24 protein-coding genes and 1 tRNA gene are annotated in these 25417 nt (G+C 64.4%); 17 read left to right on the top strand and 8 right to left on the bottom strand.

Going from position 1 to position 25417, the window contains the following annotated elements; translation table 11 throughout:
* Positions 1-259: 259 nt before the first annotated feature.
* From SROS_RS45640 to SROS_RS03375, 4 genes are all read right to left on the bottom strand, one after another.
* Positions 260-1009 carry a hypothetical protein gene (locus SROS_RS45640; RefSeq protein ID WP_052316859.1) on the bottom strand — a complete coding sequence of 250 codons (750 nt, stop codon included), beginning with the start codon at positions 1007-1009 and terminating at the stop codon, positions 260-262.
* A gap of 672 nt (positions 1010-1681) precedes the next feature.
* Positions 1682-1873: a hypothetical protein gene (locus tag SROS_RS03390; protein ID WP_043651251.1), complete on the bottom strand. Its 192-nt coding sequence runs from the start codon at positions 1871-1873 to the stop codon at positions 1682-1684.
* A 44-nt stretch (positions 1874-1917) separates the two neighbouring features.
* Entirely contained in the window at positions 1918-2805 is an 888-nt protein-coding gene (locus SROS_RS03385) for a hypothetical protein (RefSeq protein WP_012887479.1), read from the bottom strand.
* A 1052-nt stretch (positions 2806-3857) separates the two neighbouring features.
* Positions 3858-5078: a sigma-70 RNA polymerase sigma factor region 4 domain-containing protein gene (locus tag SROS_RS03375; protein WP_148268931.1), complete on the bottom strand. Its 1221-nt coding sequence runs from the start codon at positions 5076-5078 to the stop codon at positions 3858-3860.
* An 826-nt stretch (positions 5079-5904) separates the two neighbouring features.
* Between SROS_RS03375 and SROS_RS49170 the strand changes: the two genes are divergently transcribed.
* The 5 genes from SROS_RS49170 to SROS_RS03355 all read left to right on the top strand — a co-directional run bounded on the left by SROS_RS49170 (position 5905) and on the right by SROS_RS03355 (position 11730).
* Positions 5905-7743, top strand: a complete 1839-nt coding sequence (locus SROS_RS49170) for a hypothetical protein (protein WP_148268930.1) — start codon at positions 5905-5907, stop codon at positions 7741-7743.
* 467 nt (positions 7744-8210) lie between these two features.
* Complete coding sequence (locus SROS_RS47135; RefSeq protein WP_081453024.1) at positions 8211-9653, top strand: DUF4238 domain-containing protein; 1443 nt, start codon at positions 8211-8213, stop codon at positions 9651-9653.
* 512 nt (positions 9654-10165) lie between these two features.
* Positions 10166-10495: a PadR family transcriptional regulator gene (locus SROS_RS03365; RefSeq protein ID WP_012887474.1), complete on the top strand. Its 330-nt coding sequence runs from the start codon at positions 10166-10168 to the stop codon at positions 10493-10495.
* Positions 10492-11055 carry a DUF5313 family protein gene (locus SROS_RS03360; RefSeq protein ID WP_012887473.1) on the top strand — a complete coding sequence of 188 codons (564 nt, stop codon included), beginning with the start codon at positions 10492-10494 and terminating at the stop codon, positions 11053-11055. Before SROS_RS03365 ends, SROS_RS03360 begins: the two co-directional genes overlap by 4 nt.
* A 114-nt stretch (positions 11056-11169) precedes the next feature.
* Positions 11170-11730, top strand: a complete 561-nt coding sequence (locus SROS_RS03355; protein ID WP_012887472.1) for an NUDIX hydrolase — start codon at positions 11170-11172, stop codon at positions 11728-11730.
* Here SROS_RS03355 and SROS_RS03350 read toward each other — a convergent pair.
* On the bottom strand, positions 11711-12838 hold the full coding sequence (locus SROS_RS03350) for an NsdA family TPR-like regulatory protein (RefSeq protein ID WP_245564552.1): 1128 nt from the start codon (positions 12836-12838) through the stop codon (positions 11711-11713). The genes SROS_RS03355 and SROS_RS03350 overlap by 20 nt on opposite strands.
* A 208-nt stretch (positions 12839-13046) precedes the next feature.
* Between SROS_RS03350 and SROS_RS03345 the strand changes: the two genes are divergently transcribed.
* The 11 genes from SROS_RS03345 to SROS_RS03295 all read left to right on the top strand — a co-directional run bounded on the left by SROS_RS03345 (position 13047) and on the right by SROS_RS03295 (position 21073).
* Entirely contained in the window at positions 13047-13457 is a 411-nt protein-coding gene (locus SROS_RS03345; RefSeq protein WP_245564551.1) for a hypothetical protein, read from the top strand.
* Positions 13458-13848: 391 nt separating this feature from the next.
* Complete coding sequence (locus SROS_RS03335; protein ID WP_012887469.1) at positions 13849-14565, top strand: GntR family transcriptional regulator; 717 nt, start codon at positions 13849-13851, stop codon at positions 14563-14565.
* A gap of 52 nt (positions 14566-14617) precedes the next feature.
* Positions 14618-15079: a hypothetical protein gene (locus SROS_RS03330; protein WP_043651242.1), complete on the top strand. Its 462-nt coding sequence runs from the start codon at positions 14618-14620 to the stop codon at positions 15077-15079.
* A 150-nt stretch (positions 15080-15229) separates the two neighbouring features.
* A complete protein-coding gene (locus SROS_RS03325; protein ID WP_012887467.1) occupies positions 15230-15670 on the top strand; it encodes a hypothetical protein in 441 nt (146 codons plus the stop codon).
* Positions 15667-15987, top strand: a complete 321-nt coding sequence (locus SROS_RS03320; RefSeq protein ID WP_012887466.1) for a hypothetical protein — start codon at positions 15667-15669, stop codon at positions 15985-15987. The genes SROS_RS03325 and SROS_RS03320 overlap by 4 nt, the downstream gene beginning before the upstream one ends.
* A gap of 85 nt (positions 15988-16072) precedes the next feature.
* Positions 16073-17527 (top strand): FtsK/SpoIIIE domain-containing protein, encoded by a 1455-nt coding sequence (locus tag SROS_RS03315; RefSeq protein WP_012887465.1) that lies wholly within the window; start codon positions 16073-16075, stop codon positions 17525-17527.
* Positions 17524-17724, top strand: a complete 201-nt coding sequence (locus SROS_RS03310; RefSeq protein WP_012887464.1) for a hypothetical protein — start codon at positions 17524-17526, stop codon at positions 17722-17724. Before SROS_RS03315 ends, SROS_RS03310 begins: the two co-directional genes overlap by 4 nt.
* Entirely contained in the window at positions 17717-17872 is a 156-nt protein-coding gene (locus SROS_RS50695; protein WP_012887463.1) for a hypothetical protein, read from the top strand. The genes SROS_RS03310 and SROS_RS50695 overlap by 8 nt, the downstream gene beginning before the upstream one ends.
* Positions 17869-19521 (top strand): replication initiator, encoded by a 1653-nt coding sequence (locus SROS_RS03305; RefSeq protein WP_012887462.1) that lies wholly within the window; start codon positions 17869-17871, stop codon positions 19519-19521. Before SROS_RS50695 ends, SROS_RS03305 begins: the two co-directional genes overlap by 4 nt.
* Positions 19518-19712 carry a helix-turn-helix transcriptional regulator gene (locus SROS_RS03300; protein WP_012887461.1) on the top strand — a complete coding sequence of 65 codons (195 nt, stop codon included), beginning with the start codon at positions 19518-19520 and terminating at the stop codon, positions 19710-19712. Before SROS_RS03305 ends, SROS_RS03300 begins: the two co-directional genes overlap by 4 nt.
* Positions 19709-21073, top strand: coding sequence for a tyrosine-type recombinase/integrase (locus SROS_RS03295; RefSeq protein ID WP_012887460.1), 1365 nt, complete (start codon positions 19709-19711; stop codon positions 21071-21073). The genes SROS_RS03300 and SROS_RS03295 overlap by 4 nt, the downstream gene beginning before the upstream one ends.
* A 236-nt stretch (positions 21074-21309) precedes the next feature.
* Here SROS_RS03295 and SROS_RS03290 read toward each other — a convergent pair.
* Positions 21310-21394: transfer RNA gene (locus tag SROS_RS03290), tRNA-Tyr, on the bottom strand.
* 472 nt (positions 21395-21866) lie between these two features.
* On the opposite strand from SROS_RS03290, the gene SROS_RS03285 reads away from it, so the two are divergent.
* Complete coding sequence (locus SROS_RS03285) at positions 21867-22361, top strand: YajQ family cyclic di-GMP-binding protein (RefSeq protein ID WP_012887459.1); 495 nt, start codon at positions 21867-21869, stop codon at positions 22359-22361.
* A 572-nt stretch (positions 22362-22933) separates the two neighbouring features.
* On the opposite strand, the gene SROS_RS03280 is transcribed toward SROS_RS03285, so the two are convergent.
* Both SROS_RS03280 and SROS_RS03275 read right to left on the bottom strand, forming a co-directional pair.
* Entirely contained in the window at positions 22934-24070 is a 1137-nt protein-coding gene (locus SROS_RS03280) for a hypothetical protein (protein ID WP_012887458.1), read from the bottom strand.
* Positions 24064-25416: a cytochrome P450 gene (locus SROS_RS03275; RefSeq protein WP_012887457.1), complete on the bottom strand. Its 1353-nt coding sequence runs from the start codon at positions 25414-25416 to the stop codon at positions 24064-24066. The genes SROS_RS03280 and SROS_RS03275 overlap by 7 nt, the downstream gene beginning before the upstream one ends.
* Position 25417 lies beyond the last annotated feature (1 nt).

Raw genomic sequence — 25417 nt, 5'->3', positions numbered from 1 at the left:
TCGGCGCCCCGGACCGGGATCCGTACTGGCCCCGGGCCGCCGCCGAGGACCTGGCCGGCCGGGCCACCCAGCTGCGCCAGGCGAGTCCGCCGCAGCCGCTGGGCGCGCGCAGATGCGCGGAGATGCTCAGCGAGGCCACCGGCCTGGACGTCGGCGAGCCCTACATCATTGCCCTGGCCGAGCGCGGCCTGACATCCGTGGTTGACCACTACGAGGACTGGCCGCTGCGGGATCGAAGCGATCGCGGCCGTGACACATATCAGGAACCTGTGTCGGCGCTTTGCTGTCGCAGCGTGGATCTGTCAGGGACGCCGGAGACGAGGTACCACGCCGTCGTGGCCCACAGGACGGTGGCGGAGCCCAGACCGGCCACGCTTTGGACCCCGGACTCCGAGGCCCCGGAGAGCGCCATGGCGCAGCCGGCCACGCCGACGACGATGAGCAGGCTGCCGGTCCAGCGGTACTCGAGGCGGCCGAACGGTCGCGCCAGCGGGAAGAAGTGCGCGCCGACCACGATCGCGATGAGTGCCGGTATCCAGCTGTACCCGCCGGTGATGTTCCCGACCGCGACGACGACCGCGATCCCCACTCCCTGGCCGACGTTACTCCACTTGAAGGTGCGCGCGCTGCGTTCGTACGCCTCGCGCCCGCCGGTTCCGTCGAGGCGGCGGGCAGCGAGGACGAACAGGGTCGCGGCGAGGACGGCTCCGGCGACGAGGGCGGCGGTACGGGCGGAACCGTCCAGGACGACGGAGCCGACGAGCCACCAGACGGTGCCGAAGAACGTCAGGATCATTCCGGAACCGCGGGTGCCGTACTGAGGGTTCGGGCGAAGAAGAGCACACATGACGTCCATCCAAGCCGACCGGGCGAGGGCGCGTAGCACGCCGGTGGCGGCAGTGTGAATGTCGTCCGCCTCGAATTCGGGCAGGTCGGCGCAGCGGCGGATGAGCGTGGCCGGGCCGAGCCCGGCCAGGGATTCGCGTAACTGCGGGTCGGCGTGGACCAAGTCCCTCCACGAAAACGCTCTGACCTGCACCTTTAAAGATCCACCCACCTTCGTGGGAACATATCGGGAATCGTTGGGACCGTAGCGGCTTTCTGGCGGGATCAAGACCGGCACCATGCCCTCTTCGCGGTCCGCAACCGACTGTGTACGGACAGAGCTGTACGGGATGCGGTCGAACGGTCGAAGATGCGGGATGGAAGCGGTCAGACCGCGGACGGACCACAGGGGTCACACCCTCCCGTGCGCGCTGATCAAGAAGCGCACAGGGGGCCACGGCGGGGTGTGCAGGTCACAGGGGGTCGTGATCTGGTGTGACCCCCGAGTGTGACCCTCGGCGAGTGCTCCTGACGGCCCCTCTGACGTCAGACACCGTCTGACGCTCCCCCTGACACCTCGCGTGTCACCAGCCGCGAGGTCTTTCGGAACCGTATTCATGATCACGTGACACCCTTGCGGTGCCAGGGCGAGGGCTGGAGAGGGAGTTACAGGTCGATCGGGTGCCACGGCCCATGGGAACGCATTGGGAACGATCAACCGTAGATCGCCGTTGACGACCATGAACAGCCGGACATACGAGAACAGCCCTCTCACCGCGTTTCCGCTGGTGAGAGGGCTGTTTCTGCTGGTGTGGCAGGTGCAGGACTTGAACCTGCGTAGGCTGAGCCGACGGTTTTACAGGACGTGACCGTTCTCAGCGATCCATGGGCTCCGACCTGCGGTGGCGCTTCCCTCCACGTCGGTGACGACCTTGATCATTGCCCGCATATTGCACGCCTCCCCTGCGCCCGCCACAACGGCCCGGTACCCCTGACAGAGCTTGCGGTGCTCGTTGAGCACCAGGTCTACCGGATCGACGAAGGACACCTATCCGCAGTATGTGCAGCCAGCCAAAGGCGAGCACCGGATGGTCATCCCCGGGGAAGGCTACGACGGCGTAGCAGGAGTCCGGTGACGGCAGCGAAGGTAAGCAGGAAGCCGGTCGATATGAGCATTCGCCCATCGGGGCCGGACTCACCGCCGCCTCCGGTCGCGGCTCCCCCTGATGGAGTCTTGATCACCTTGCTGTTCCCGTCCGTTGAGGCCTTGGTCACGGTTGCTGTGACGGTATGGGTCGGCTGCGGGTCCGAAGTCACCGGTACGGAGCCGGTTGACTGATCGTCCGCAGTCGCCGTGACGGTAGGGGTCGGCTGTGGGCTCGGCGTTACCGGGGCAGGATCGGTTGGCTGGTCGTTTGCGGAGGCGACGGTGAGGGGGTAGGTCGTCAGGGCGGTGGTGTTCTGCACCTCGCACTCGATCGACTTTTCATCGGTCTTGGTCCCGAAGTTGATGGCGGCCGGCTTCACCGTTGCGGTGCCCGCCTTGGACGATTTGGTCTTCAGAGGGACCATGGTCATCGGCAGGGGAACGGTCTGACCCGCGCTGAGGGTAGCGAGCTCGCCCACTCCGGTGGCGGAGGTCAGTCCGGGGAGCCCGCTGATGGACGCATAGGCGTACAGCTTGGTGCCACTGGCCAGTCCCGCGGCAGGCGCCCTCAGCGCGGTGCCGTCGACGTAGGTTCCGTGCCAGCTGATGGTCATCTGCTGGCCCGTCACAGCGTTGACCGGCATCGTCAGCTCGACCTTGACCTTGATGTCTTGTTTCTCGACCACGCCGGTTACGGTGCACTGGTAATCGACGATGTCGGTGACGACGACCGCATCCTGTCGCAGTTCGGAGAAGGCGGCATGCGCTGGTTGACAGAGCAGGGCCAGGCTGCCGACCAGAGCGGTGACCGAGAGAATCGAGCGGATGCGCAAGGCGACTCCTGTTGTGACAGATGGGGCACAGGAGAGACGGGTCGTGAGGGCATCCGGTTGACGCCACTGCGCCCTTTTCGTCCCGTCGGCGTCGTACTGAAGCGCTCAGAGTTCATGGAGGCCCGGGTACACCACTCCGACGTGGGGCGGAGCCTGGGCGTTCGAACTCCTGACATCCTGCTTGCAAAGACGTATGCCGATCATGCTCGACCTGCGAAAACCCAGCTCAACGCACTGATCGTGCTCCCCGTGACTCCCCGCTGTTCCCCCTTGTTTCCCGTCCCATCGGGCACACGACGGGCACGACGGTCCGAGGCTAAAGAACGAAGCCCCGGACCGCCGATCACCTGATTCATGAAGCAAGGGTTAGGACTGTGCCCGAGCCAAGAAGTTAGCGATGGCCAGTGCGAGGGTCATGAAGCCTGCGAAGCCCCCCGCGCCGACAAGTACCGCAAGTGCGGTGGGAGTCCCTCCCATCCAGGCCAAAGCCCCCCCGACGATGCCAACAACGAAGCCTGCGGTAGCAATGACCGCCACCCAAAGGCCCTGACTGCTCCCCATTCGTTCTCCTTGTGTCGTGGCAGGACGAGGTCGCGACCCTGCCGAACGGCACCGGACATCGATTGCTCATAGGCGCAGGCGCTGGCTAGTCTGCACGTGTAGGCACGGGTAGTTAGCGCCTGGATCCAAGCTCTGGTTCCGGTGTTTCTTACCGCTGGGACGGCTCGGAACCGCTGGTACCGGTTCCGAGCCCTCCGGTTCTTTCTGTCCAGCCCCCTCTTCGCAGAGGGGAAACCACAACATGTAGTGGATTTGAGCGCCTTACCTACTACATGTTGGGGTAAACACTAGGAACGTCGCGCCCCGAACGCAACTAGGTGCGCTCCGTTCCCCTGGCTCTCTTACGTCTCTGGCATACCAACGCCCTCGAGACCGAGCAGAGCCGGGATGCAAGGGGTCCGACCGCACCCCGCGGTTGTGTCTGCACTAGACAGGCGAGTCCTGGTCTCCTGGCTACCGCGGGATTGCCTGATCAGGCCAATGGAGTCAGGTCATGGAACTTCGAAGTACGCCGCCGCCTTCTTGCGGATTCGTGCTAGGCGTTTAGAGATCGGGCTGTGGTTCTTGTAGCCCAGAATGCTGGCTACTTCACCAATCCTCGTAACGCCGCTGTGCAGTAGGATGACCACTTGGCGCTCACGCTCATCCAGTAGGGCGAGGAAGTCGGAGAACACTAGGTTGGCTTCCACTTCCGTCTCAGGACCCTGCACGGGGATAGTGTCAGTGAGTTCGACGAACCGGACCTTGATCTTGGAGCGCTTGTGATACAACTTGCGCTCGAAATCTTCCCGGGCATATGACCAATGCTCAGAGAAGTCATCCTCAACACGGTGGGAGCGCACAGCGTCGAGGATTCCCCGTAGCCGGCCATCAGCATCAGCTTGATCCACTGTCAGTCGCATGACCTCGGCCGCCTCCGCCTCCCCTCGCCAGAGATCCGAGCCCATGCGAGGACTGGCGGTCACCGCGCCCTCAAGCACCGTTCCATCATCCAGTGGTACAGCCTCCTCGGCGACGGTGGCATCTACCACGGGAAGAGCGCGAAGGATCTCCTGGATGACGGCAGTTACAGGTGGGAGCCAAAAGTCCAGGTTGTGCGCTAGGAGTCGGATCGGGTCAGACGCGCTGAAGGCTCGCTGCGGTGAACCCGGTATGAGATGCCGCCACACTGCCGAGGCCCACGCATGGGATACGCGGTTTTCGAAGTCTGCTGGGAGATAGCGGTCAACCGATGTCGACTCGATGAGAAAAGGCCATTGGCCGCCTCGTAACAGGGGTAGGCCGTACCGCTCCAGGGTTGAGTGCGACAGCAAGTGGAACAAGGGTAGGTACTCGTAGTAGCGCGTGGTCGTCCTTGGCACGAATACGACATTCACGTCGCCACGATCAGCGATCTCGCGCATCGCGCCGGGAATCTCCTCTTCTGAGAAGAACCGGCGTCGAAACTGAGCGGCTTCCCACAGCATGTTCCACTTGGCGATGGCCAGCGGCACATCCCACTGCCTTTCGCCGATGCCAGCACCAAGTAGAGGCAGGGTGACGTACTCGGGTGGAGCAGGTGCAAGGGGACGAACGATCCTCTTGTAGATAAAAGCCGCAGACTGGTTCCATGCCCGTGGGTACTCGTCCGCAGAGGCCGATAGGGGGGCGAAGAAGTCCTCGCGCTGGAATGCCTCGATCTCTTCGGCAGTGGGCTCGTGGTCGTCGGTCATCGGCAGTCCAGATCGGTGAGTCGTGTCAGCCATACCTATCTCACGACAGACAACGCCGTCTTCGTTCCGCTGACTGCCTGAAAGATTCGCCCCAAGTGCGACCAGCTTCCCGGACACATGTTCAGCCAGGAGCCGCAGTACTCCGCCCCAACCGCATTAGCAGCTCTGATCTTGCCCGTTCGGATCGGTTCCACCTAGACCAACAGGCACGGCCGGTCTCCCCGGAACGGGGTTGAACGGCGTTGAATTGCAACTAGAACTGCAACTAGAACGGGATCGTGACCTGGGCGGACGCACATGCCTCCCCGCTCGATCATCTCGTCTGCCGTCGACACATCCGAAAGTCAGCGGGCCGGCGACGGAGGTGCAAGCCCGTCATGGGTGTACCTTCACCGGCCGCCGTCCCTCAGTCATCGGTTGCCCTACGGTCACAGACCGGCTTATCCCGGAGGAGTCGGGCTGGCGGGCTTCGTCTGGGTTGATGACAGACGGGACGATCGGGCCTCATCCCAGTTACTTACGGCTCCGCGGTCTCGCGTTGACGGTCATCCCGGAGCCGAGTACCTCCGCCGAAGGCGTAGCGGTTTCAAGAGCACTGTGTTTCAAGCAGCAAGGGGGCCTCTCACCAGGGCAGAAGCCCCGTCTCGGATCTCAATCCGAATAGATCATCCCACGCAAGTCGGTGATCAACTATTCCAGCGCGCAGTGCGTGTCCTTGAAAACGTACAAGACGTACAAGACGTACAAGACGTACTCACAGCCCTGCGGTAGGGCGAGATCGTCAATCACTTGGCACCGAACAGGCGCCATGCCATATCGTTACCAGATGCCTACTCTGTCATGGCCTTTCAAGCGGAAACCGCATAGGGCAATGCTCGGCCCCACGGGCGTTTATTACATTTTCACCTTTGATTTGGGAAATGACGCAAACGCAAGCAAGGTGGCTTCTCAACTTCTGCGTTCCGGTATCGCCGAATCAGCTAACGCTACATCTAGTCCGCGCGTGGCCGTAACCCCCAAATTTAAGTCTTTGTTGAAAAATAAGCGTCAAGCCTTGGCGATTTCCAAGTTTAGCGACGCTCTCGAAAATGGAAGATGGTTGGGAATATTAAAAGAGTCCTTCAGGATGCCTGCACTAGGATGGATGCTTGCAAAGCAAATATTCAAACATTTTTTCGGCGTTCGGCGCCCCCTCGAAAAAGATGCCGAAGATTCGCGAGACGTCAAGGAGGTCATTGATGAAGCGACAAGCATTATTGATAATAGTATGCACAGTAAGCTAATCAACCGAGGATTTGAACATGCCGTCGACGAAGAGATTTTTGCGCCCGGCTATTTACAAAACGATCCTTTTATCCGCCTTCAGCTCAAACCATTTCAGGGTCACATTCCTGGTCAAGTGACAGGCGACGAGCCTTTCGCTAATTCGAAGTCATGGATAGATGTTGACTTAGTATTGCATTCATCAGGCATAGCACAAATGCATTTTTCAATCGCATTCGATTCTTCCTCGCTTCAGGAGCGCATCCGAGCTACGGCAGCTAAAGGTGTCGTTATTTCTTCTGTGCGCATATGCGAGGAGGTCTTGAAGCCGTATGCGCGATACGAAAGGTCTTCGCTGCGAAATTTATCAGGTCAAAGAGGTTCCAAAATTGAAGGAGGGACATGGTGGTGGACGCTGTCAAGTAAAAGTCCAACAACGTTGACCGATATATTTGATATCTATGAGACGGCAATTAAATATTGTACCAAATTACAGGGCGGATCGTCCTGGATTTGCTATACGCTAATGTGTATTGAAGAACTGAAATGCGCATGCCGCAGTCAGCAAGAATGGATGGAGCATCACATCAGGGAGCTGGCTGGTCTTGTTGCAAGAGTCGGGTGGTATGAAAGAATATCGGAGACAGGATTGCGTCGATTCCTACCCGACGATCTTTTTGAGTCCACTTCATCTTCCCTGCATGCATCATTGGGCAGCGCCGTACGGATAAACTGGGATTTCTCGAAATCTTCGACCGATCCAGAATACTCGCATGCCGAGAATTTCCGCGATCTTACTGTAATCGGGCACTCCCTGTTCAAGTACGGGCAGGCAAGAAGGCTTGATGATGAGATTCGACGTACGGTCCTAAAAGGAAAACACCTAGATCGCCAGGTGAAGGATTTCGTAAATATAAGAAACTACAATGACGTTCTCACCTACGGTACTGCGCGCGAGATCGCTGCCAGCGTCGACCGCGGGCTAGGGATACCCGAGCTTTATCAGAGCATACAAACCAATCTAGAAATGAAACGTGAAGCACTCGTTGCCGTACAAGCAAAGAAATCCTCCAAGCGTGCAAACATCACAGCAGCAACAGCCTTGGTGGCGGCAGCAGTGATCGCGCTGCCAAACATACATCAAGGGCTTGAAATAATTGCAAGGGTAGACACGTCAAAAGGTATCGGCATATTGGCGAAGCCCCTGCAGGACATTGCACGTGAAGGAGCTAGTGGGAGTTGGTGGCTGTATCTTACGGTGCTCGCCTTCTTTACCATTACCGTAGTTTTCCCCTGGAGCCTAAGAATAAGGCGTCGCAAGAAAAACGTAAAATTTGGCTGGTACTGGCCGGAGCATATCTCTGTTCGACTTGCCAAGGATGACGAAAATCCTTTGTCTTAAGATTGAAGTTAAAATCAAGGAGGGTGATTATCTAAATTGACATATCCGCAGACTGGAAAGTGGGCCAACGTTAGAATGAAACAGTTTTCACACCAGAGTTAAATCCCGCTAGACAATATCCAACCGGATCTCGTTTTCGATGTTTTCTGCGACGCGCTTAATCAGCGTATCCCAGCCCACGCATGACCACCAGTTTAGAAAATCTCGGTGCGCGGCTCCCTGAACTGCTGCGGCGCAGGTGAGAAGCGGTCTCACCCTGTCCGCGAGTCCCCGTGATTCCCCCCTGTTCCCCGGCCTTACTGGCACGCGAATGGCACGGCCTGAGAACCCCGTGCGGACGCGCACGCTCCTCCCTGCCTGATCTTCCCGTCTGCCTCGTCCCACCCCGGAGGGGCAACAGCTCGGGGACGGAGGGTCAAGGCCGTCTTCGCGTGTACATCAGCCGGTAGACGTTCCTCGGTCATGGGATGCCAACGGTCACAGACGGCCTTGACCCGGAGGAGTCGAGCTGTTGGGCTTGCCTGGGACGTGGCAGACGGGAAGATCAGGCTCTCCTCAGCCATCTACGGCTCTCCGGAGGTGCGACGTTGATCATCCCGGCGCTGAAGTGCCCCCGCCGGAGGCGTGGTTGTAGCTGCTGCTCAGTCAACGCCGCCGTTTCTGTCGGTCGGCGTCTGTACGCTGACCCCGTGGTGAAGCGAAAGAGACATCCCCCAGAATTTCGGCTCCTTCTTGAGCAGGCGCGTCGGAACGCAGCGGGGTCACCACCGAGGAAACATCACCTCATCCCGGCTTCGTATCTACACCGATGGGCTGAAGATTCCAAGGTCCGGGTGACGGTGGTAGATGAGCATCGCAGCTACCTCAGTTCGCCTGAGAAGGCCGCCCGAGAGACCGATTTCTATCGGATCGAGCACCCTGGCGTCGATGCCGACCAGGTGCCGCCACTGCTGTTCGAGACAATGCTGAGTCGGATAGAGGGCAATGCGAAAACTGTCATTGATGAACTCATCAGCCACCGGGATGTTCGGGCGCTTGATCCTGAGCACCTAGCGTTGTTCGCGTGGCACCTCGCACTCAGCATCACCCGTGGAAAGGCTTTCCGCGCTGAGCAACGAGAGATGCTCACCGACACCTACCGGCTGCAATATGCCAAGGTCACAGATCAAGGCATCCAGGCGCGGCTCCGTAAGCATGGTATTGACCCGACGCCCGAAACCGTGGCAATACACCGGAAGCTTCTCGATGATCTGCAAACAGGCGAGGTGTGGGTCCAGAATCCAGATGCCGCGGTCATCGCAAGTTCCGGTCAGATAGCGGCGGTTCTCGGCGACTACCTGTTCCGACGCAATTGGGTGGTGTACGAAGCTCCACCCATTCTTGTCACTTGCGACGAACCGGTTATCACCATTGGTGGACCTGGCTCCCCTCGTAGCGAACGTGAAGGTGTGGAGTCGGCGGGCGTTGTGATGTATCCCCTCAGCCCATCCAATCTGTTGGTCCTGTTTCACGCGGAGATGCGTCCTCTAGGCCCGCCAGTCCTCGACCATGTCGAGACGGCTGAGATCAACCGAGAAATCCTTGCCGGTGCGTCACAATGGGCGTTCGAGCGACCGTCTCGCAATATCGCGAAGGGCCTACGAGTGCCCCCTGTGCCGGAGAAACCATTCCTGCGCGAAGGACCCCTGCCGCAGGTCGACGGTGCCGAAAGCGAACTGTACCGCTACTTCAGACCGACCCGATGGCAAGATGACGCTTGGGCACCGCCCTGGCCCGTTGCTCGATGGTGGCACGGGTGGTGGGCTGAGCAATTCCCGCGTCTTGCCGACATGTCCCCGGGAGACAAGGTAGACACCAGGCCCGAGCGTGAACGGCAACCGGTACCTACCCGGAAGGGGCGGCGCAGGTAGTCAGCCATCATGCGGCTTCGGTTGCAGCGTTCCTAGCCACGGAGACGGGTGCCGGCGCCACTGCGAAGCATCCGGATGGCCGCGAAGCATTTGGATAGGCGCTGAAACGATCAGGTAGGCGGCGGAGTGTCGCGGGGGTCGGCGAGTGCGTTCGGCAACGGCGGGTGCGCTGGTCGGTGGACGGCCCGGGGCGCCGTCGTCCGGGACCGGCGCCCACGCCGCACGCCCGGACGGCGGGCGGCAGAGGGCCGGGTACGGCGGCGCGGCGCGCCGCCGCTTGATCTACATAAGAACAATTCGGCAACTCGTTCAGAGCATGACTCTGCCGAGTACCGGACGCTCCTGAGCAAATCAGAGACAGAACCGGATTGCATGAGCCGGTTCGGCGAGGCCAGCAGAGACGACGAGGGCCGGACACATGGATGGCTCGGTTGTCTGCTCCTCGACGAGGCTGAGCAGTTCGAATGCGATCACTCATTGACCTATATAACGCTCAACGATATATATCGCATATGGCGCTACGCGAACAGAGCTATCTCATCCTGTTGGCCTTGGCCGACGGCCCGCTCCACGGCTACGGCGTGATCAAAGCCGTCCAGGAACTGTCGGAGGAGCGAGTACGGCTTGGCGCGGGCACCTTGTACGGCGCACTCGACCGGCTGTCGGGCGACGGCCTGGTGTCCGTGGTCAAGGAAGAGGTCGTCGCCGGCCGCCACCGCCGCTACTACGACCTGACCGGCCATGGCCGTACCGTCCTCGCCGAGGAAACTTCCCGCCTGACGCGGCTGGCCGCCACCGCCCGGAACCGCCTGTCCCTGCAGCCGGGATGGGGAACGCGATGACCGGCCGCAAGCGCCTCACCGCCGAACGCCGAAGCGACGCATACGCGGATCGCTGCCACCTGCTGCTGCGTGTGGCGTATCCGCCGCGCTTCATGCAGGCGCGAGGCGAGGAGTTCCTGAGCACCCTTCTCGATCTGGCCGAGCCCGGCAGGACCCGGCCGGACCTGCGTACCGTGCTGGACGTCGTGCGCGCCAGCGTGGTCTGGCGTCTGCGGGAGCACCCGCCCCTGTGGCGCTGGCTCTGCTACCGCCTGTTCGGTAAGCGGCTCCCCTTTCGCTACCGCTGGTGGGTCCGAGACGACGTCCTTGGCCGATTCTTCCTCGTGCGTCTCCTCGGGGCGTGGCTATCCCTGGTTTTCCTGCCGTTCACACTGACGGACGTCTTCAGACTGATGGGCGAGCCCGGTTCCTGGGGGATCAAGATTGGCTGGCTGTTAGGCACCTGTCTGACCGCTTTTACCAGTCGCCGACAGATTCGGCGTGACTTGCTGGCTAAGCACCAGTTCACCCCCAACGGCACTCCCCTCACCCCGCAGTCTGACGAGGGCATGCCGAGGTGACCTCCTCGTGTGCCCTATACGAATGCAGCGGTGTTGAACAATTCGGCAGTGCTCGATAGTCGCTGTCTGCTGCTACCCGTGTACGTCGGAGATGTTGGGCTGTAGCTTCGCTGTGTGGCTACCAATGAGGAGCAGACGCGCTGGATCGTCCATGGCGAGCGGCTGATCTATGACAACCGGTGGATCCGATTGGGGCTTGTTGACGTCGCGATCCCGGACGGGGAGCGGTTCGAGCATCACGTGGTGCATCTGGATCGGGCGGCTATCGCTGTGGTGGTCGATGACCAGAACCGGGTGCTCCTGATGTGGCGACACCGCTTCCTCGCTGACCGGTGGGGCTGGGAGCTGCCCGGCGGGCTGATAGACGCGGGCGAGGACGCCATGGCGACGGCCGCTCGTGAGGTGGAGGAGGAGACGGGGTATCGGCCCAAGGAGATTGAGCACCTGATCACCTATCAGCCGATGGCCGGCATGGTCGACTCCGAGCACAATCTGTTCCTGGTGCGGGGTGCAGAGCTGGTGGGCAAGCCGACCGGGGAGATCGAGGCCGATCTCATCGAGTGGGTGCCGATGTCGGAGATCCCAGACATGATTGCCCGCGGTGACATCTGGACGTCGGGGACGTTGATCGGTCTGTATGCGGCACGGGACCGGCTTAACGGAGTGAGCGCGTAACCGCTCGGGCGAGCTCCTCGATGCGCTTGCGCTGGCGACGGGAGCCGGTCATGGTGGCGAGCTGCTGGGCACGCTGGATGTGAGGTTGGGCCGCATCGGCTTCTCCTCTGGCGAGAAGGGCGTGGCCCAGGTCGCAGCGGACCCCGGATTCGGCGCGGTTGTAGGTGCCATCCATCCCGGCCAAGGCTGAGCGGAGGTCTTCGACGGTGCCGGGGTCGCCGAAGCGCACCAGGCAGTTGCCGCGCCAGCGGGCGAGGTGGTGGGCGTCCAATGAGAGGTAGGGCATGCTCACGTCGGCGGCTCCCTCCGGTAGAAGCGCGGCGGCCTGGTCGAGTGCCGTGCGGCAGGTGGTCTCGTCGCCGAGGATCGCGGCGGCTTCGGCCTCGGCTGCCGACAGCCATGTCCGTAGCCGGCCGGGGAGACGTTCACGGTGGGTGGTGTGGATGTGCTGGAGTAGCTCGGTGGCTTCGGCCGGCCGCCCCAACTCCATGAGGACGTAGGCCTGTTCGGCGGACACGTAGGCGAGCACCGCGGGATCGTCGGCTTCGCGGGCGGCGGCTTTGGCGTGCTCGTAGTGATTCCACGCATCGTTCAGGGCGCCGGTGTCGATGGCCTGCCATCCGGCCAGAGATGAGGTCTCGGCGAGCACGTGGGCGAGCTGGGCGCGGATGCCGGGCCGTACGGCGTGCCGGTGGGCGCGTTCTACTTGGGAGATCTGGGCGCGCATCTTGTCGGCGATGGCGACTCCACCGAGTCGGCGGTCCAGGAGACGCAGGTTGTTGGTGTCGGTGGTGAGGATCATGACCATGGTGGGGTCGATGGCGGCGGCCGCTTCGATCCGGGCCGTCAGCTCGTCGGCCTGCTCCTGGTGGTTGTCACCGTGGTCTCCGGTGGGGGACGCGGTGTCGAGTGGGGCCAGGCCGAAGAGCATGCGGGCGTGGTCGGGCAGGCCGAGTCCGGTGGCGATCCGTTCGTAGACCTCCAGGTCGGTGACCTGGCGCTGCCCTCGGATGATCAGGCTTACGTGGCCTTGGGCTATTCCGGTCGCTGCGCTGATGCGCGTTTGGCTCGCCCCGTTGTACTTGACAGCGAGATTGAAAAGCCCCACCACGTCACGATTCTTGAGGATTTGGCTGCTTTCATCGTGATCCCAGACCCATGGCGGAATCTCGATCGGATCGAAAGCGTTCCCGTGCATTCCGTCCTCCGGTCATCAGTGCCGAAGTGGTGCATCGCTGTAGATCGAGACTCTATATTCTCGGCGGTATACCTGCGTGGGATAGGGCTGAAAAGTTCATCCGGACATTCTTTCCGGCATGACAACACCAGTTAAGTGCACGGAATGCGACGGGCGCGGCTGGAAGATCGTTACCCGTCGTGGATGTGTGGTGGCCATGGGCCTGCACATGGAACTCTCGGCGCGGGAGGACTGCCTCTACTGCGGCGGCTTGGAGCAGCTCGTCGAGATGTTCGAGTGGGAGGTGTTCGTCACCTCCAGCGGAACCGACGAGATCGGGCCATGCGGGATCAGCTCAGGTCAGGCGACGGCGATGGACACGCTGCGCACGGAACTGCGCCGGATGGAGTCGCCCGCGACGGTCTGGGGGCGGATCACGCATCGGGTCTACGACTTCGGCACGGTCCCCGACGACTGGTCTCGGCGGGTGATCTTCCGCGCGACCGTGGATCCGGCGGGATCGGTGCGCTTCGAGAGGACCGCGCCGTGAGTACGCAGGCGGCCGCATGGGCGACGCCCTGCCCGGCCTTTCATCTCCCGCCGGTGAGAGACGGGCACCGGTCTCTGTCTTGGGGCAGTCCGCGTCGATTCGAGCGAATTCGCGTGACGGCGTGGACCTGCCACGAGCATCGGGTGACGTTTTACGAATTCTGCGAGGCCGGCGGCCTGGCTTTCATCCAGCGGACGATCAGCGACAAGGGGAAAACTGTCGTTTCGCAGAGCGACGCGTGGCGTCACATAGAGGCTCAGGCTATGTGGGTCGCTCTACTGTCTGGAATGGTGAGGTAGCCGTTCTTCCCGGTGGTGGAGGTCCTGACAGGTGCCTGCTCAGCCGGTACTGTGCTTATGCAGACAAGTGGAAGAGTGATCGGGCGGTTAACATGAGCATGGACTTCGCTCCGCCGAAGTATGCCCAGGTGATGGCGGCGATTCAGCAGCGGATCGAGGCCGGCGAATACGCTCCGGGTGCCATGCTGCCGTCCGAGACGCAGCTTGTCCGGGAGTTCGGCGTAGGGCGCACGACCGTGGTGCGGGCGCTTCAGACCCTGGCCATGCAAGGGTGGATCGAGCGGGAGCACGGCCGCGGCTCGTTCGTGAAGGGGCGCCCGGAGAGTTCACCGGATCGCGTCCGGCCGGGCCTGGCGGTGGCCGAACAGGCGGAGAGCGCCGAGAGCGTTACCGATGTGCAGCGCGTTCCGGCTCCTCGTCACATCGCCCGTCTCCTGGGTGTGGAGGAGCGGACGCCAGTGATCGCCCGTCGGCGGACGACTCAGCAGGGTGGCCGGCTGTCTGCGGTGGAGACGCTGTGGTTCCCATTAGAGATCGCACTCGGCACCGACCTGGACAAGCCCGAGCCGCTGCGGCACGGGATCCGCCAGCACCTGCAAGCGGTCAAGCACCTGCGGTTCGACCACATCACCGAGCGGCTGACGGCGCGTAGTCCCCGGAAAGAAGAGGCCGAGCTGCTTGGCAGTTCCAAGCCCGTTCTCGGGGTGCTGGCCACCGTCCATGATGCGGCGGGGGCCGTGGTCATGGTGATGGAGGTGGCCTTGCCAGGTGATCTTCATGAGCTGCAGGATGTCTATCCCGTGACATAGGCCGACTCCTGGTGGTGCCTTGCAGACCGTTACCCCCGTACATGATGAGTCCTTGCCCGAGAAGCGGACGTCGACCGGGCTGGCGTGGGGATGTCTGGCGATGGTGGTCCTGCCGGTGATCGGCATGTTCCTTCTCGTCATGGTCCCTATGTGGGGGAACGATGCGAAGCTGGCGGCGATGATCGATCGGTTCGAGAGCCATCCACTTCCACCTAAAACTGATTGGCTGGAGTTCAACAACCCCGATGCGTCCATCGCCCTTCGGGGGAACGGCAACCACTGCGACTACCGTGCCCGGTTCACGTTGAGAACCCATCTCACCGCCCGTGAGCTCACGGACTACTACGACGATGTGAAGCTCGCTGGAGTCGAGGGGCCTTCGCTGGCCATCACCGTGTGGATGCCGCAGCCGTCGGAGCGTTCGGCCTACTACAACGAGGGTTTCGGCAGCCGGGCAGCGATCGTGGAGATTTCCGACAGCACCGACAACGGCTGGGACCTTCGCTGCACCTGACCCGGCTAGGACTGCTTGCCAGGTGAGCTAAGCCTTTTCCGTCCATCACACTCAATCACTTGTGCGGACGAGTTGCAGAAGCTACTCTCAACTCAGTCGGACAAGTGGACAACCGAACGTCGGTCTGTCCCAAGCGAAAGGAACACCACCATGGCCATCCAAGGCCCCATCCCGATCGGCTTCGACCAGGTCTTCCCGCACGGCTGCTACATCGTCGGCGAGGTCGAGCAGGTCAAGGACTTCGATGCCTCCACCAACGGCCGCACCGTCTACGCCAAGGACAAGACCACCGGCGAACTCGTCTGGCAGGTCGCCGTCATGGACGCCGACCCCACCGTCAAGGCCGGCCAGAAGACGGTCTCGGTCAAGATCCTCTCTCCGGTCCAGCCGGTTCCCCCGGCCCCACTGCCGGGCCTGCCGTTCATCCCGGTCGAGTTCGACGCCATGACCGTGACCCCCTATGTCGGCCAGAACACCGGCCGCCTGGCCTGGTCCATCCGCGCACGGGCGATGCGCGCTCCCCGTAGCGCTGCCGCTCCGGCTCCCGTCAAGAACGCCGCCGCTGCGGCCGTCAAGGAGGTGGCGGCATGAGTGCACGCAAGCCCTATACCTACGTCACGGCCGTTCTGCGGGGCGGTGTGATCCGGCTGGATGTCGCTTTCAGTACCTCTGAGGTCGGGGTGCTGGCCGCGGTGACCGACAACAAGCGGCCGTTCCTGGACTTGGCCACCCCTGAGGCCCAGGTATCGGTCTCGACCACGGGCGGCGGGCCGGTCACCGAGCAGGACGTGTCCCTCGCGCGGGACATCTTCAACGCCGCCGCGCGCTACCTGACCGACTGCGAGCGCCTGCACGCCGAACAGGCGGCCGGCCCCACGCTGCCGGGCCTGGATGAGATCCCGGCCTGAGACGTAAGCGGGGCCGCTGGAAGGTGCAACTTCCGGCGGCCCCTCGGTTCTCCCCCAACGCGAATCAAGAGAGGGCTCAAGCCTAATGTTCAAAAAACTGCCTGGCGACGAGGCGCAACAGCTCGTCTCCACCACCCCGGACACCGCCGTGGTGTTCCGCCCGGCTGTGCTCCGTACTCCGGCCATCATCACCATCGTCATCTTCGTCTGGCGGCTGCTGGCCGGCCTGGTGCGGCTGGTGTGGCGGCACCCGATCGCCTCGGCCGTCGTCACCGCCCCGACCGTGCTGGCCTGGCTGTACGGCTGGCAGTACGGTCTCAGCTTCGTCGCCGGAGTGCTCGTTGGCCTCACCTCCTGGGCGCTGCTCGGCCGCCTCTCCTTCAATCGCTGGATCGGCTGGCGGCTGCTGGCCTTCTGGCGGCTGGTGTGGGTGTACCGGCGGCACTGGCAACCGGTAATGATCATTTCCGGATTGGGGCGGCACCTACGCGGCCGCGACTACTTACCCCGCCTCGTCTCCATCCGCTGCACCTCGTGGGCCGACCTGGTCACGGTGAAGATGCTGCACGGCCAAGCGGTCAAGGACTGGGCCGATCGCACCGATCACCTGGCACATGGGTTCGGCGCTCGCTCCTGCCGGGTCTCCGTCGCCAAAGCCGGTCGGCTGCTGCTTGTCTTCCCCCGCCACGATCCCCTCGCCACACCTCTGCCTGCCATGCCGATCCCTGATGCGGCGTCGGTGGGGCCGGTGGAGGTCGGCACGTGTGAGGACGGCACGCCGTGGCTTCTCAAGGTTCACGGCACTCACATCCTGGTCGCCGGGGCCACCGGGGCGGGCAAGGGGTCGGTCATCTGGTCGACCATCCGCGGCCTGCTGCCCGCCGTCCGCGCGGACCTGGTCGAGATCTGGGCGCTGGATCCCAAGCGGATGGAGCTGTCCTTCGGACGGGACCTGTTCGGCGACCGCTACGCCGCAAGTCCTACTGACTGCGCCGATCTGCTGGAAGCGGCCGTAGCGGTCATGCAGGAGCGGGCCGACCGGTTCGCCGGACTCCAGCGCAACCACACTCCTACCGTCGAGGACCCGTTCGTCCTGGTGGTGGTCGACGAGGTGGCGTTCCTGACCGCCTACCAGTCCGACAAAGGCCTGAAACTCCGTATCTCCGCCGCCTTGGCCACCCTCACCACGCAGGGCCGGGCGGTCGGGGTCGGTGTCCTGGCTGCGCTCCAGGACCCGCGGAAAGAGGTCATGAACATCCGCAACCTGTTCCCCGACAAGATCGCGCTCCGGCTGGATGAGTCCGAACAGGTGGACATGGTCCTCGGCGACGGAGCCCGGGATCGCGGCGCGCTGGCCGATCACATCTCGCCGATCCCAGAGCAGGGGGCGGGCGTCGGCTACGTGCGTCTGGAGTGCTCGCCCGATCCGATCCGGGTCCGCGCCGCCTACGTCTCCGACACCGACATCCACACCATGGCCACCGGCTTCACTCCCGGTCCGGACACCGCGCCCATGACCGCGGTGGAGGTGACCCGATGAAGATCCGCTTCTACGGCACCGACGAGGAGATCACGCGGCTGTGTGAACGGCCCGTGCTGGCCCTCCTGGGACCGCGCCACACTCAGCCCGTCCTGGCCTTCGAGCTGGTCAACGTCCGGATCACCACCGACCCCTACGGCTCGCTGTTTCGCCTGGCGGCCGATCTGACCGAGGTGGAGGGGAGCAACCGTGACTGAGCTGGCTCACATCCTCGACGGGCTGCGCTGCGCGGCCTGCCACGCGGTCAACACGCTGTGGCTGGACCTGATCCGCGGCCTGGTCGAGTGCCGCGCCTGCGGACAGGGCGCACTCATCGACCCCGACGACGAATGGGAGGACGCATGACCAACCCGACCGACCGCGCCCTCTCCCGCGCCGAACGCCAGGCCATGCCGGTGGCGCTGGACGTCGCGGTAGAGATCGCCAAACACAACGGCGTGTGCATCCGGCCCGTGATCCTGCGGCGGCTGGACACCCACACCGGAACCACCGAGGACGTCAACGTCCCATGCGGAACCACGATGGAGGCCAAGTGCCCGCCGTGCGCCAAGCGCAACCGCTACCTGCGCATGGCCCAATGCCGGGAAGGCTGGCACCTGGACGCCGAACCCTCCACCACCCCGGATGAGCCCAACGAGGAACAGCGCTGGCTGGTGGAGTTCCGCGCCGACACCCAAGCCCAGCGCGATGCCGCTGAACAGGCCGGCGACGACACCACCGACCTGGATGCGGTGCTCGCCGGACTGGACGAGGAGATCAACGCCGCGGGGATGCGGGGCAACCTGCTCGGCCGTACCGCCGCCAAGCGCAACCGCTCAACGAGACGCCGCCAGGACGCCCCCGACCTGCCCAAGCGAGTCCGGCAGAACACCACGCTCGGCCGGACCTTCACCAGCTCGGACGGGGCCACCTACCGGCCGTCGCTGTTCGTCACCCTGACCCTGCCCTCCTACGGCAGGATCCGGGCAGGCCAAGGCGTGCCGGTCGACCCGGACACCTACGACTACCCTCGCGCCGCTCGGGACGCGCTGCACTTCTCCAAGCTCGTCGACCGGTTCGTGCAGAACCTCCGCCGGGTCGCGGGCTATGACGTGCAGTACTTCTCCTCCGTCGAACCACAGAAACGCCTCGCGCCACACCTGCACATGGCCATCCGGGGCACCATGCCACGCGCGGAGATCAAGGCCATCGCCGCGGCCACCTATCACCAGGTGTGGTGGCCATCGGTCGACGAAGTGCGCTTCGAGGGCGAGCACCTGCCCGTCTGGACCGAGCGGCCCGAACGCGCGGAACCGTACCCGGACGGCCAAGACGGCGACTACCTCGACCCGGCCACCGGGGAACTCCTGCCCACCTGGCACGAGGCACTCAACCAGCTCGACGCCGACGAGGACGCCGAACCCCTGCACGTGGTCCGCTTCGGCCCCCAAGTCGACGTTCAGGGCGTCCTGTCCGGCACCCCCGATGCTGACCAGTGCATCCGCTACCTGTCCAAGTACCTGACCAAGAGCCTCGGCGACACCCTCGACACCGACAACCCGGCCCAACGTCAGCATGCCGCCCGGATGGTCGAAGCACTGCGCTACGAACCGTGCTCCCCGGCCTGCCCGAACTGGCTGCGCTACGGGGTCCAGCCCAAGAACGCCAAGGCGGGCATGGCTCCGGGCCGGTGCCGGGGCAAGGCGCACAAGCCCGAACACCTCGGCTACGCGGGCCGCCGCGTCCTGGTCTCCCGCAAGTGGTCCAACAAGACCCTGGCCGAACACAAGCGCGACCGCCGTACCTGGGTCATGGAAGCCCTCGGCCTGGCAGATCAACCCACCGACCCGCACCGCTACATCTGGAAGTCCGTCCCGGCCGACGACGACATCCCATCCCTCGCCCTGCGGCTGCTGCGCATGGTCGCCGAACGCCAACGCTGGCGAGCAACCCTGCTGGCCCTGGAGGACAGAGCCGTCGGACAAGATCTTTCGGCAATGAGGGAGGCGGCGTGAAGAAGAACAGCGACAAGTTGATGACCGTCCCCGAGATCCTCGACGAACTCGGCGGCGTGTCCGTCCGGACCCTCTACCGCTGGCGTGAGATCGGCAAGTTCCCCCGTGGCCTACGGCTGCCCAACGACGAGATCCGCCTCTACCGCAGCGAGTTCGAAGCGTGGCTCGAAACCCTCCGGGAGGCGGCGTGAACACCTCGTACGACGTGAAGTTCTTCGAGATCAGCCGGAACAAGTCCAGCAAAACGCCGTCGCACGTCGTGCGCTGGTCGGTCGCCCGGAAGCGCTCCTCGAAGACCTACCGCACCAAGGCTCTCGCCGAGAGCTTCCTCTCTGATCTGCGGCAGGCGGCCAAGCGTGGTGAGGCGTTCGACATCGAGACGGGTTTTCCCCAGTCGATGATCAAGGCGAAGGACGCCCGGACCATCCTTGAATTCGTCACGGCCTTCATCGAGATGAAGTGGCCACACGCGGCGGCCAAGACTCGGGACGGCATGTCCGACGCGCTAGCCACGGTCCTCCCCTCGTTGACCAAGGAACGTCCCGGCCGTCCCGATGCCGAGACCCTGCGGACGGCTCTCCGCAAGCACCTCCTCCTCCCGGAGAGCAAGAGGCCGGCGGCTCCCCCGGAGATGGCGCAGGCGGTCCGCTGGCTTCGGTCCGCGTCGCTCGACCTGGCCGCTCTGAACGACGCCAAGACAGTACGGCTGGCACTCGACGCACTCGCCCTGCGCCTCGACGGCAAGGCGGCTGCTCCCAACACGATCGCCCGTAAACGGGCCGTCTTCCATGCCGTTCTTGAATACGCGGTGGAGCTGGAAGAGCTGGACGCCAATCCGCTGCACAAGGTCAAGTGGAAGCCGCCCAAGGTCACCGAGACCGTGGACCCTCGTGTCGCGGTCAATCCGCGGCAGGCTCAGGAACTCCTGACCATGGTCACCTATGTGGGCGGACGTGGCCGGGGCCGGCGACTCATGGCGCTGTTCGCCTGTATGTACTACGCGGCGCTGCGCCCAGCAGAAGCGGTCGGCCTGCGACTCCAGGACTGCCACCTGCCCCTCAAGGGCTGGGGACGGCTGACGGTCGATGTCTCCCGGCCGGAGGTCAACACGAAGTGGACCGACAGCGGGAACGCCCACGAGGAACGGGGCCTCAAGCATCGGGGCCGCGACGACGTGCGTCCAGTGCCGATCCCTCCTGAACTTGTGAAGATCCTCCGGCAGCACATCGACGAGTACGGCACCGGTGAGGACGGGCGCCTGTTCCGCAGCGAGCGTGGCGGGGTGATCGCCTCAACGGCCTACACCGAGGTCTGGCAGGACGCTCGGCAGCTGGCTTTCACTCCTGCGCAGGTAGCCTCTCCCCTGGCCCGGCGGCCGTATGACCTGAGGCACGCGGCGGTGTCGCTCTGGCTCAACGCGGGTGTCTCGGCTCCCGACGTGGCCGAACGGGCCGGGCACAGCGTGGATGTCCTCTTGCGGGTATACGCGAAGTGCCTCGACGGGCACAAGGACGTGGCGAACAAGCGGATTGATGACGCGCTGGCCGCGTGACATGCCCGCTGTACGAACGGGACCCCGGAAAGCGCTCCGGGGTCCTTCGGCGTTTCCAGGGCCGATTCCCGTCCCCGCACCGGCCGGAAAGCCCAGCGCGACCTGGGGAAACACAGCCAAGATCATTGCACGCATATTGGTGGAGTGGTGACATGCGGCTGCTCCTGGCCGCGTCCGGCTGCATGTCCCGGAAAAGCAAAAGAGCCCCTTGCGGGGCTCTGAGCTGGGAAAATCCCTGGTGGCAGGTGCAGGACTTGAACCTGCGTAGGCTGAGCCGACGGTTTTACAGACCGCTCCCTTTGACCACTCGGGCAACCTGCCGCGTCATCCGCTCGAGGCGGCGACAGGAAGAAGAATAGCGGACTTCCGGGCGTGACGTGACATCGATGGAAGCCGCCCATCGATAGCCCGCCGTACCGAGACTTTCGGGACTTACTACTGCGCCTGGTGGTGGCGACACGCGGTGAAGACCTATGGGCGGTGGGAGGCCGGTCCGAGGTCCGGCGGGGCGGGGCGGGGGCCGGCGGGAGGTGGTGGCGGATGGTGGGGCGGCAGGCAATGGGCTGCGGGGAGTACTGAGCCTCGGGGGCGTCGGGTAGGGGCTGGAGTGGATTGGGGGCGGCTCTGAGGGGAGCGGGCGCGGGTGTCGTGTCGCCCGGACGCGCAGGCCGGTGTCGGCCTTGCAGAGGGGCCTCGTTCGACACCGTCGTCTGAGCGTTGACGGTCACGTTCATCATGAGCCGATAAGCAAAGCGCTAGGGTCGACATGAGAGCTAGAAAGGATAGTCGACGCATGGCCGACAGCAGTTTTGACATCGTCAGCAAGATCGACCATCAGGAGGCCGACAACGCGCTGAACCAGACGGTCAAGGAGGTCGGGCAACGATTCGACTTCAAGGGCACCGGCGCGTCCATCGCCTGGTCGGGCGGCCAGAAGGCTGTCGAGATCAAGGCCAACAGCGAGGAGCGCGCCAACGCCGTCCTTGACGTGTTCAAGGACAAACTGATCAAGCGGGGGCTCTCGCTCAAGATCCTGGACGCGGACGAGCCCAAGCTGTCCGGCAAGGACTACCGCCTCGTGGTCACCCTCAAGGAGGGCATCGATCAGGAGCACGCCAAGAAGATCTCGAAGATCATCCGGGATGAGGGGCCCAAGGGGGTCAAGGCTCAGATCCAGGGTGAGGAACTCCGGGTGAGTTCCAAGAAGAGGGACGAGCTGCAGGAGGTCATCGCCCTGCTCAAGGGCAAGGACCTGGAAATCGCCCTTCAGTTCACGAACTACCGCTAGCAGACAGCCAGCCAAGGCTCTGACCTGCAGCATCAAGGTCCCGTCTGCTACAGAGGGCATATCCGGGGCACACGGCCGAAGGCGCATGCCTTCGCCTGTGCCCCGGGCCGGTTCCCCACGTGTGTGTGTCGACCGCGGCGGGGACATGCTGTGTCCGGTGCGGGTCACATGGTTTTCGCGCTCGCGTGCTCCGAAATCACTCGCGTCCTCCATGCCATCCCCTCCCGGCCATCCCCTCCTGCCCCTCCCGGCCACCCCTTCTGAGAGTCGCTCGCATGCTCGGGAGTCACTCGTGTCCTCCGTGCCATTCCCTTCTGGGAATCGCTCGCATGCTCGGAATCACTCGCGCCCTCCGCGCCGCCTCCCGGGGGATCACTCACATGCCCCGAAATCACTCCCGTCCTCCGCGCCCCCCTCCCAGGGAATCGTTCGCGTCCCCCGCACACACGCCCTTGTGTCAGTCGGTGGATCAGTGAATCGGCGGGATCGCGGAGTGGTGCCGGAGGACGTGCGGGCCGATTCCCCGGAGGGCTCCTGTCGCGCGGAACGCTGTCGCGAAGCCCGGGCGGGGTTCACACATAGGCGACGCGCAGCAGTTCCCGGAGGGGGATCCCGCCGGCACGCGTGAGCATGTTGGTGGTCAGGCGGTAGGAGTCGATGAAACCACGGCGTCCGGCCAGGCGGCTCAGCTGGCTGGGCAGGTCGTCCGTCTCCACGTCCGCATCGGCGGCGTCGATCTCCGTACCCTCACCGGCGGTGTCGAGGAGTCTCTGGGCTCGCCGTACCCATCTTTTCAGGTGTGGCAGGGAGAACGACTCCCCCTGCCCTCTCCCCAGCCCGGCCAGCAGGTAGAGCCGCAGGCCGAGCCTGAACGCCTCCTGCCCGAACTCGGCCACCACCGGCTCCGCGAAGCCGCCGATGGTGTAGCCCTGCCAGCCGCCCTCGCGGCTGGAGCGGACCTCGCCGTCGATGGGCACCCTGACCAGCTCAAGCCGTTCGACGGCCGCGCCGAGCCGGCACAGCACGTGCTCCAGTACGAGGTAGTCGTGGCGCAGTTCCTTGTCGTACACCAGCAGCACCAGGTCATGCCGGCCGAGGCTGGGGATGAGTTCCTGTAGCGCGCGGAACAGGTAGTTCGCATGGCCGTCCGCGCTTATCACCACCCGGAGCGGCAGACCCGCCGGGGTCGCGTCCAGGTAGACCGGGGCGCCCAGCGGACGCCCGTCCACGCAGAGGTGACGGGCGGTGAGTGTCTCCACGACCTCGTCCACGGGGGCCAGCTCCGCGTGACCGCCGCCCAGTTTGATGTCGGACATCCCCAGCAGCCGGTAGTGCTGCTCCCAGATCTCGAGTATCCGGGAGGTCGCCGGATGGATCCAGCCGTTCTCGGCCCGCTGGACCACGGGCTGGAGCTCGCTGAAGGGGACACGCGCGCTCCTCTGGTGCTCCATGTACAGCTCGCCGATCCGTTCCTCGGTCAGGTCCTGGTAGCACAGGGCGGGATGCACCCGGTCGAGAAACTCCCAGAACCCCGCGACCTGCCGCGTACCGGCGAACGTGCTGTGGTTGTAGAGCAGGTGGACGTCGGCGAAGAGCGCGGTGGCCCGGCAGAGCACGTCGAAGGAGAGCAGGTGTTTGAGATGGGTGGGCGTGAGCGGCTTGGTCGGGCTGACCGTGACGGGAGCCACCAGGATGCTGCGCCTCACCATCGGACCGGGAGTTCCAGCAACCCGCGGGCGTACATTCCCTCGCGCCAGCCCAGCGTGTCCTCGGGCACCGCGAGCTCCAGCCCGGGCAGCTCAGCCAGCAGCATGTCCAGCGCGACCTGCAGCTCCATCCTGGCCAGGCCCGCTCCGAGGCACATGTGACGGCCACGGCCGAAGGACAGGTGCGGGTTGTGCGGCCGGTCGATGTCGAGCAGGTCCGGCTCGTCGAACACGCCGGGGTCGCGGTTGGCGCCGTCGGTCACCGGGACCACCACCTGCCCGGCCCGTACCACCGTGCCGCCCACCGGCCTGTCCTCCAGCGCGACGTGGGGGACCCCTCCCGCCGCGTTCAGCGAGGTGTACCGCAGGAGCTCCTCCACCGCCTGCGGGGTGGCCGCGGGGTCCGACCGCAGCCGCTTCAGCAGGACCGGATGGCGCAGCAGCGCGAGCACGCACATGCCGAGCTGGTTGCCCGTGGTCTCGTAACCGGCGATGAACAGCCCGGAGACGAGGTGGACGGCCTCGTCACGCCCCAGCGTCCCCTGGCGGACGTGCTCGGCCAGCTCGCCGGGCAGGCCGTCCGTCGCCGCGTCCAGGAGGCCGGCGAAGTAACCGTGCACGCCCTTGTGCGCGGCCGCGATCTCCTCGGGCGAGTACGCGGTCGTGGACATCATCGCCTCCACCCACGGGTGCAGGCGACGCTGCTCGGGAGCGGGGACGCCGAGGATCCCGCCGATGACGCCCATGGTCAGGGGGAGCGCGAAGTCCGCGACCAGCTCCGCCGGCGGGCCCTTCCGCACCATGGCGCCGATCAGCTCGCCGGCCAGCCGCTCCGTCACCGGACGGGCCAGCCCTGCCTGCCGGGTCGTGAACGCGTGCGCGACGAGCTGGCGCCGGCGCGTGTGGACCGGGGGGTCGACGACGTTGAGCGCCAGGGACTCCTTCGAGCGCGAGGTCATCCTCAACTCGGTCGCGGCCTCCCTGCTGAAGGCCGGATCGGTCAGTACGGCGCAGGCGTCGGCGTGCCGGTGGGCCAGCAGGGCCGGAACGCCTCCGGGAAGCTCGACGGGGACAAGCGGCGCCCTCCCCGGCTCGGCGGACCGCCCCGGATCAGTGTGCTGTCCCAGCTCGGCGGACTGTCCCGGACCGGTGGACCTCCCCGGCTCAGCGGAATGCACCGGATCAGCGGACTGTCCCGGCTCGGCAGCCTGTCCCGGACCGGCGAACCGCCCCGGCTCGGCGGACCGCCCCGGCTCGGTGTACTGCCTCAGTTCGGCGTACTGCGCGGCCGGCTCCAGGCCCGGGTGGTCGGGGAACGGAAAGGAGAAGGGACACGGTGTGGACGCCATG

The sequence above is a fragment of the Streptosporangium roseum DSM 43021 genome (assembly GCF_000024865.1).
Classification (GTDB): domain Bacteria; phylum Actinomycetota; class Actinomycetes; order Streptosporangiales; family Streptosporangiaceae; genus Streptosporangium; species Streptosporangium roseum.
Note: the sequence above shows the minus strand (reverse complement) of the source record. Positions and strands in the feature narration are given on the sequence as shown.

Bases quoted from the DNA above. Each gene is read 5' to 3' on its own strand.
- SROS_RS03335 (WP_012887469.1), top strand. From the start codon at position 13,849: ATGAGCATGGACTTCGCTCCGCCGAAGTATGCCCAGGTGATGGCGGCG.
- SROS_RS03360 (WP_012887473.1), top strand. From the start codon at position 10,492: ATGACCGGCCGCAAGCGCCTCACCGCCGAACGCCGAAGCGACGCATAC.
- SROS_RS03320 (WP_012887466.1), top strand. From the start codon at position 15,667: ATGAGTGCACGCAAGCCCTATACCTACGTCACGGCCGTTCTGCGGGGC.
- SROS_RS03315 (WP_012887465.1), top strand. From the start codon at position 16,073: ATGTTCAAAAAACTGCCTGGCGACGAGGCGCAACAGCTCGTCTCCACC.
- SROS_RS03375 (WP_148268931.1), bottom strand. From the start codon at position 5,078: ATGACCGACGACCACGAGCCCACTGCCGAAGAGATCGAGGCATTCCAG.
- SROS_RS03305 (WP_012887462.1), top strand. From the start codon at position 17,869: ATGACCAACCCGACCGACCGCGCCCTCTCCCGCGCCGAACGCCAGGCC.
- SROS_RS03365 (WP_012887474.1), top strand. From the start codon at position 10,166: ATGGCGCTACGCGAACAGAGCTATCTCATCCTGTTGGCCTTGGCCGAC.
- SROS_RS03285 (WP_012887459.1), top strand. From the start codon at position 21,867: ATGGCCGACAGCAGTTTTGACATCGTCAGCAAGATCGACCATCAGGAG.
- SROS_RS49170 (WP_148268930.1), top strand. From the start codon at position 5,905: ATGCCTACTCTGTCATGGCCTTTCAAGCGGAAACCGCATAGGGCAATG.
- SROS_RS03345 (WP_245564551.1), top strand. From the start codon at position 13,047: ATGACAACACCAGTTAAGTGCACGGAATGCGACGGGCGCGGCTGGAAG.
- SROS_RS03310 (WP_012887464.1), top strand. From the start codon at position 17,524: ATGAAGATCCGCTTCTACGGCACCGACGAGGAGATCACGCGGCTGTGT.
- SROS_RS03280 (WP_012887458.1), bottom strand. From the start codon at position 24,070: ATGGTGAGGCGCAGCATCCTGGTGGCTCCCGTCACGGTCAGCCCGACC.
- SROS_RS47135 (WP_081453024.1), top strand. From the start codon at position 8,211: ATGCCAACGGTCACAGACGGCCTTGACCCGGAGGAGTCGAGCTGTTGG.
- SROS_RS03275 (WP_012887457.1), bottom strand. From the start codon at position 25,416: ATGGCGTCCACACCGTGTCCCTTCTCCTTTCCGTTCCCCGACCACCCG.
- SROS_RS03325 (WP_012887467.1), top strand. From the start codon at position 15,230: ATGGCCATCCAAGGCCCCATCCCGATCGGCTTCGACCAGGTCTTCCCG.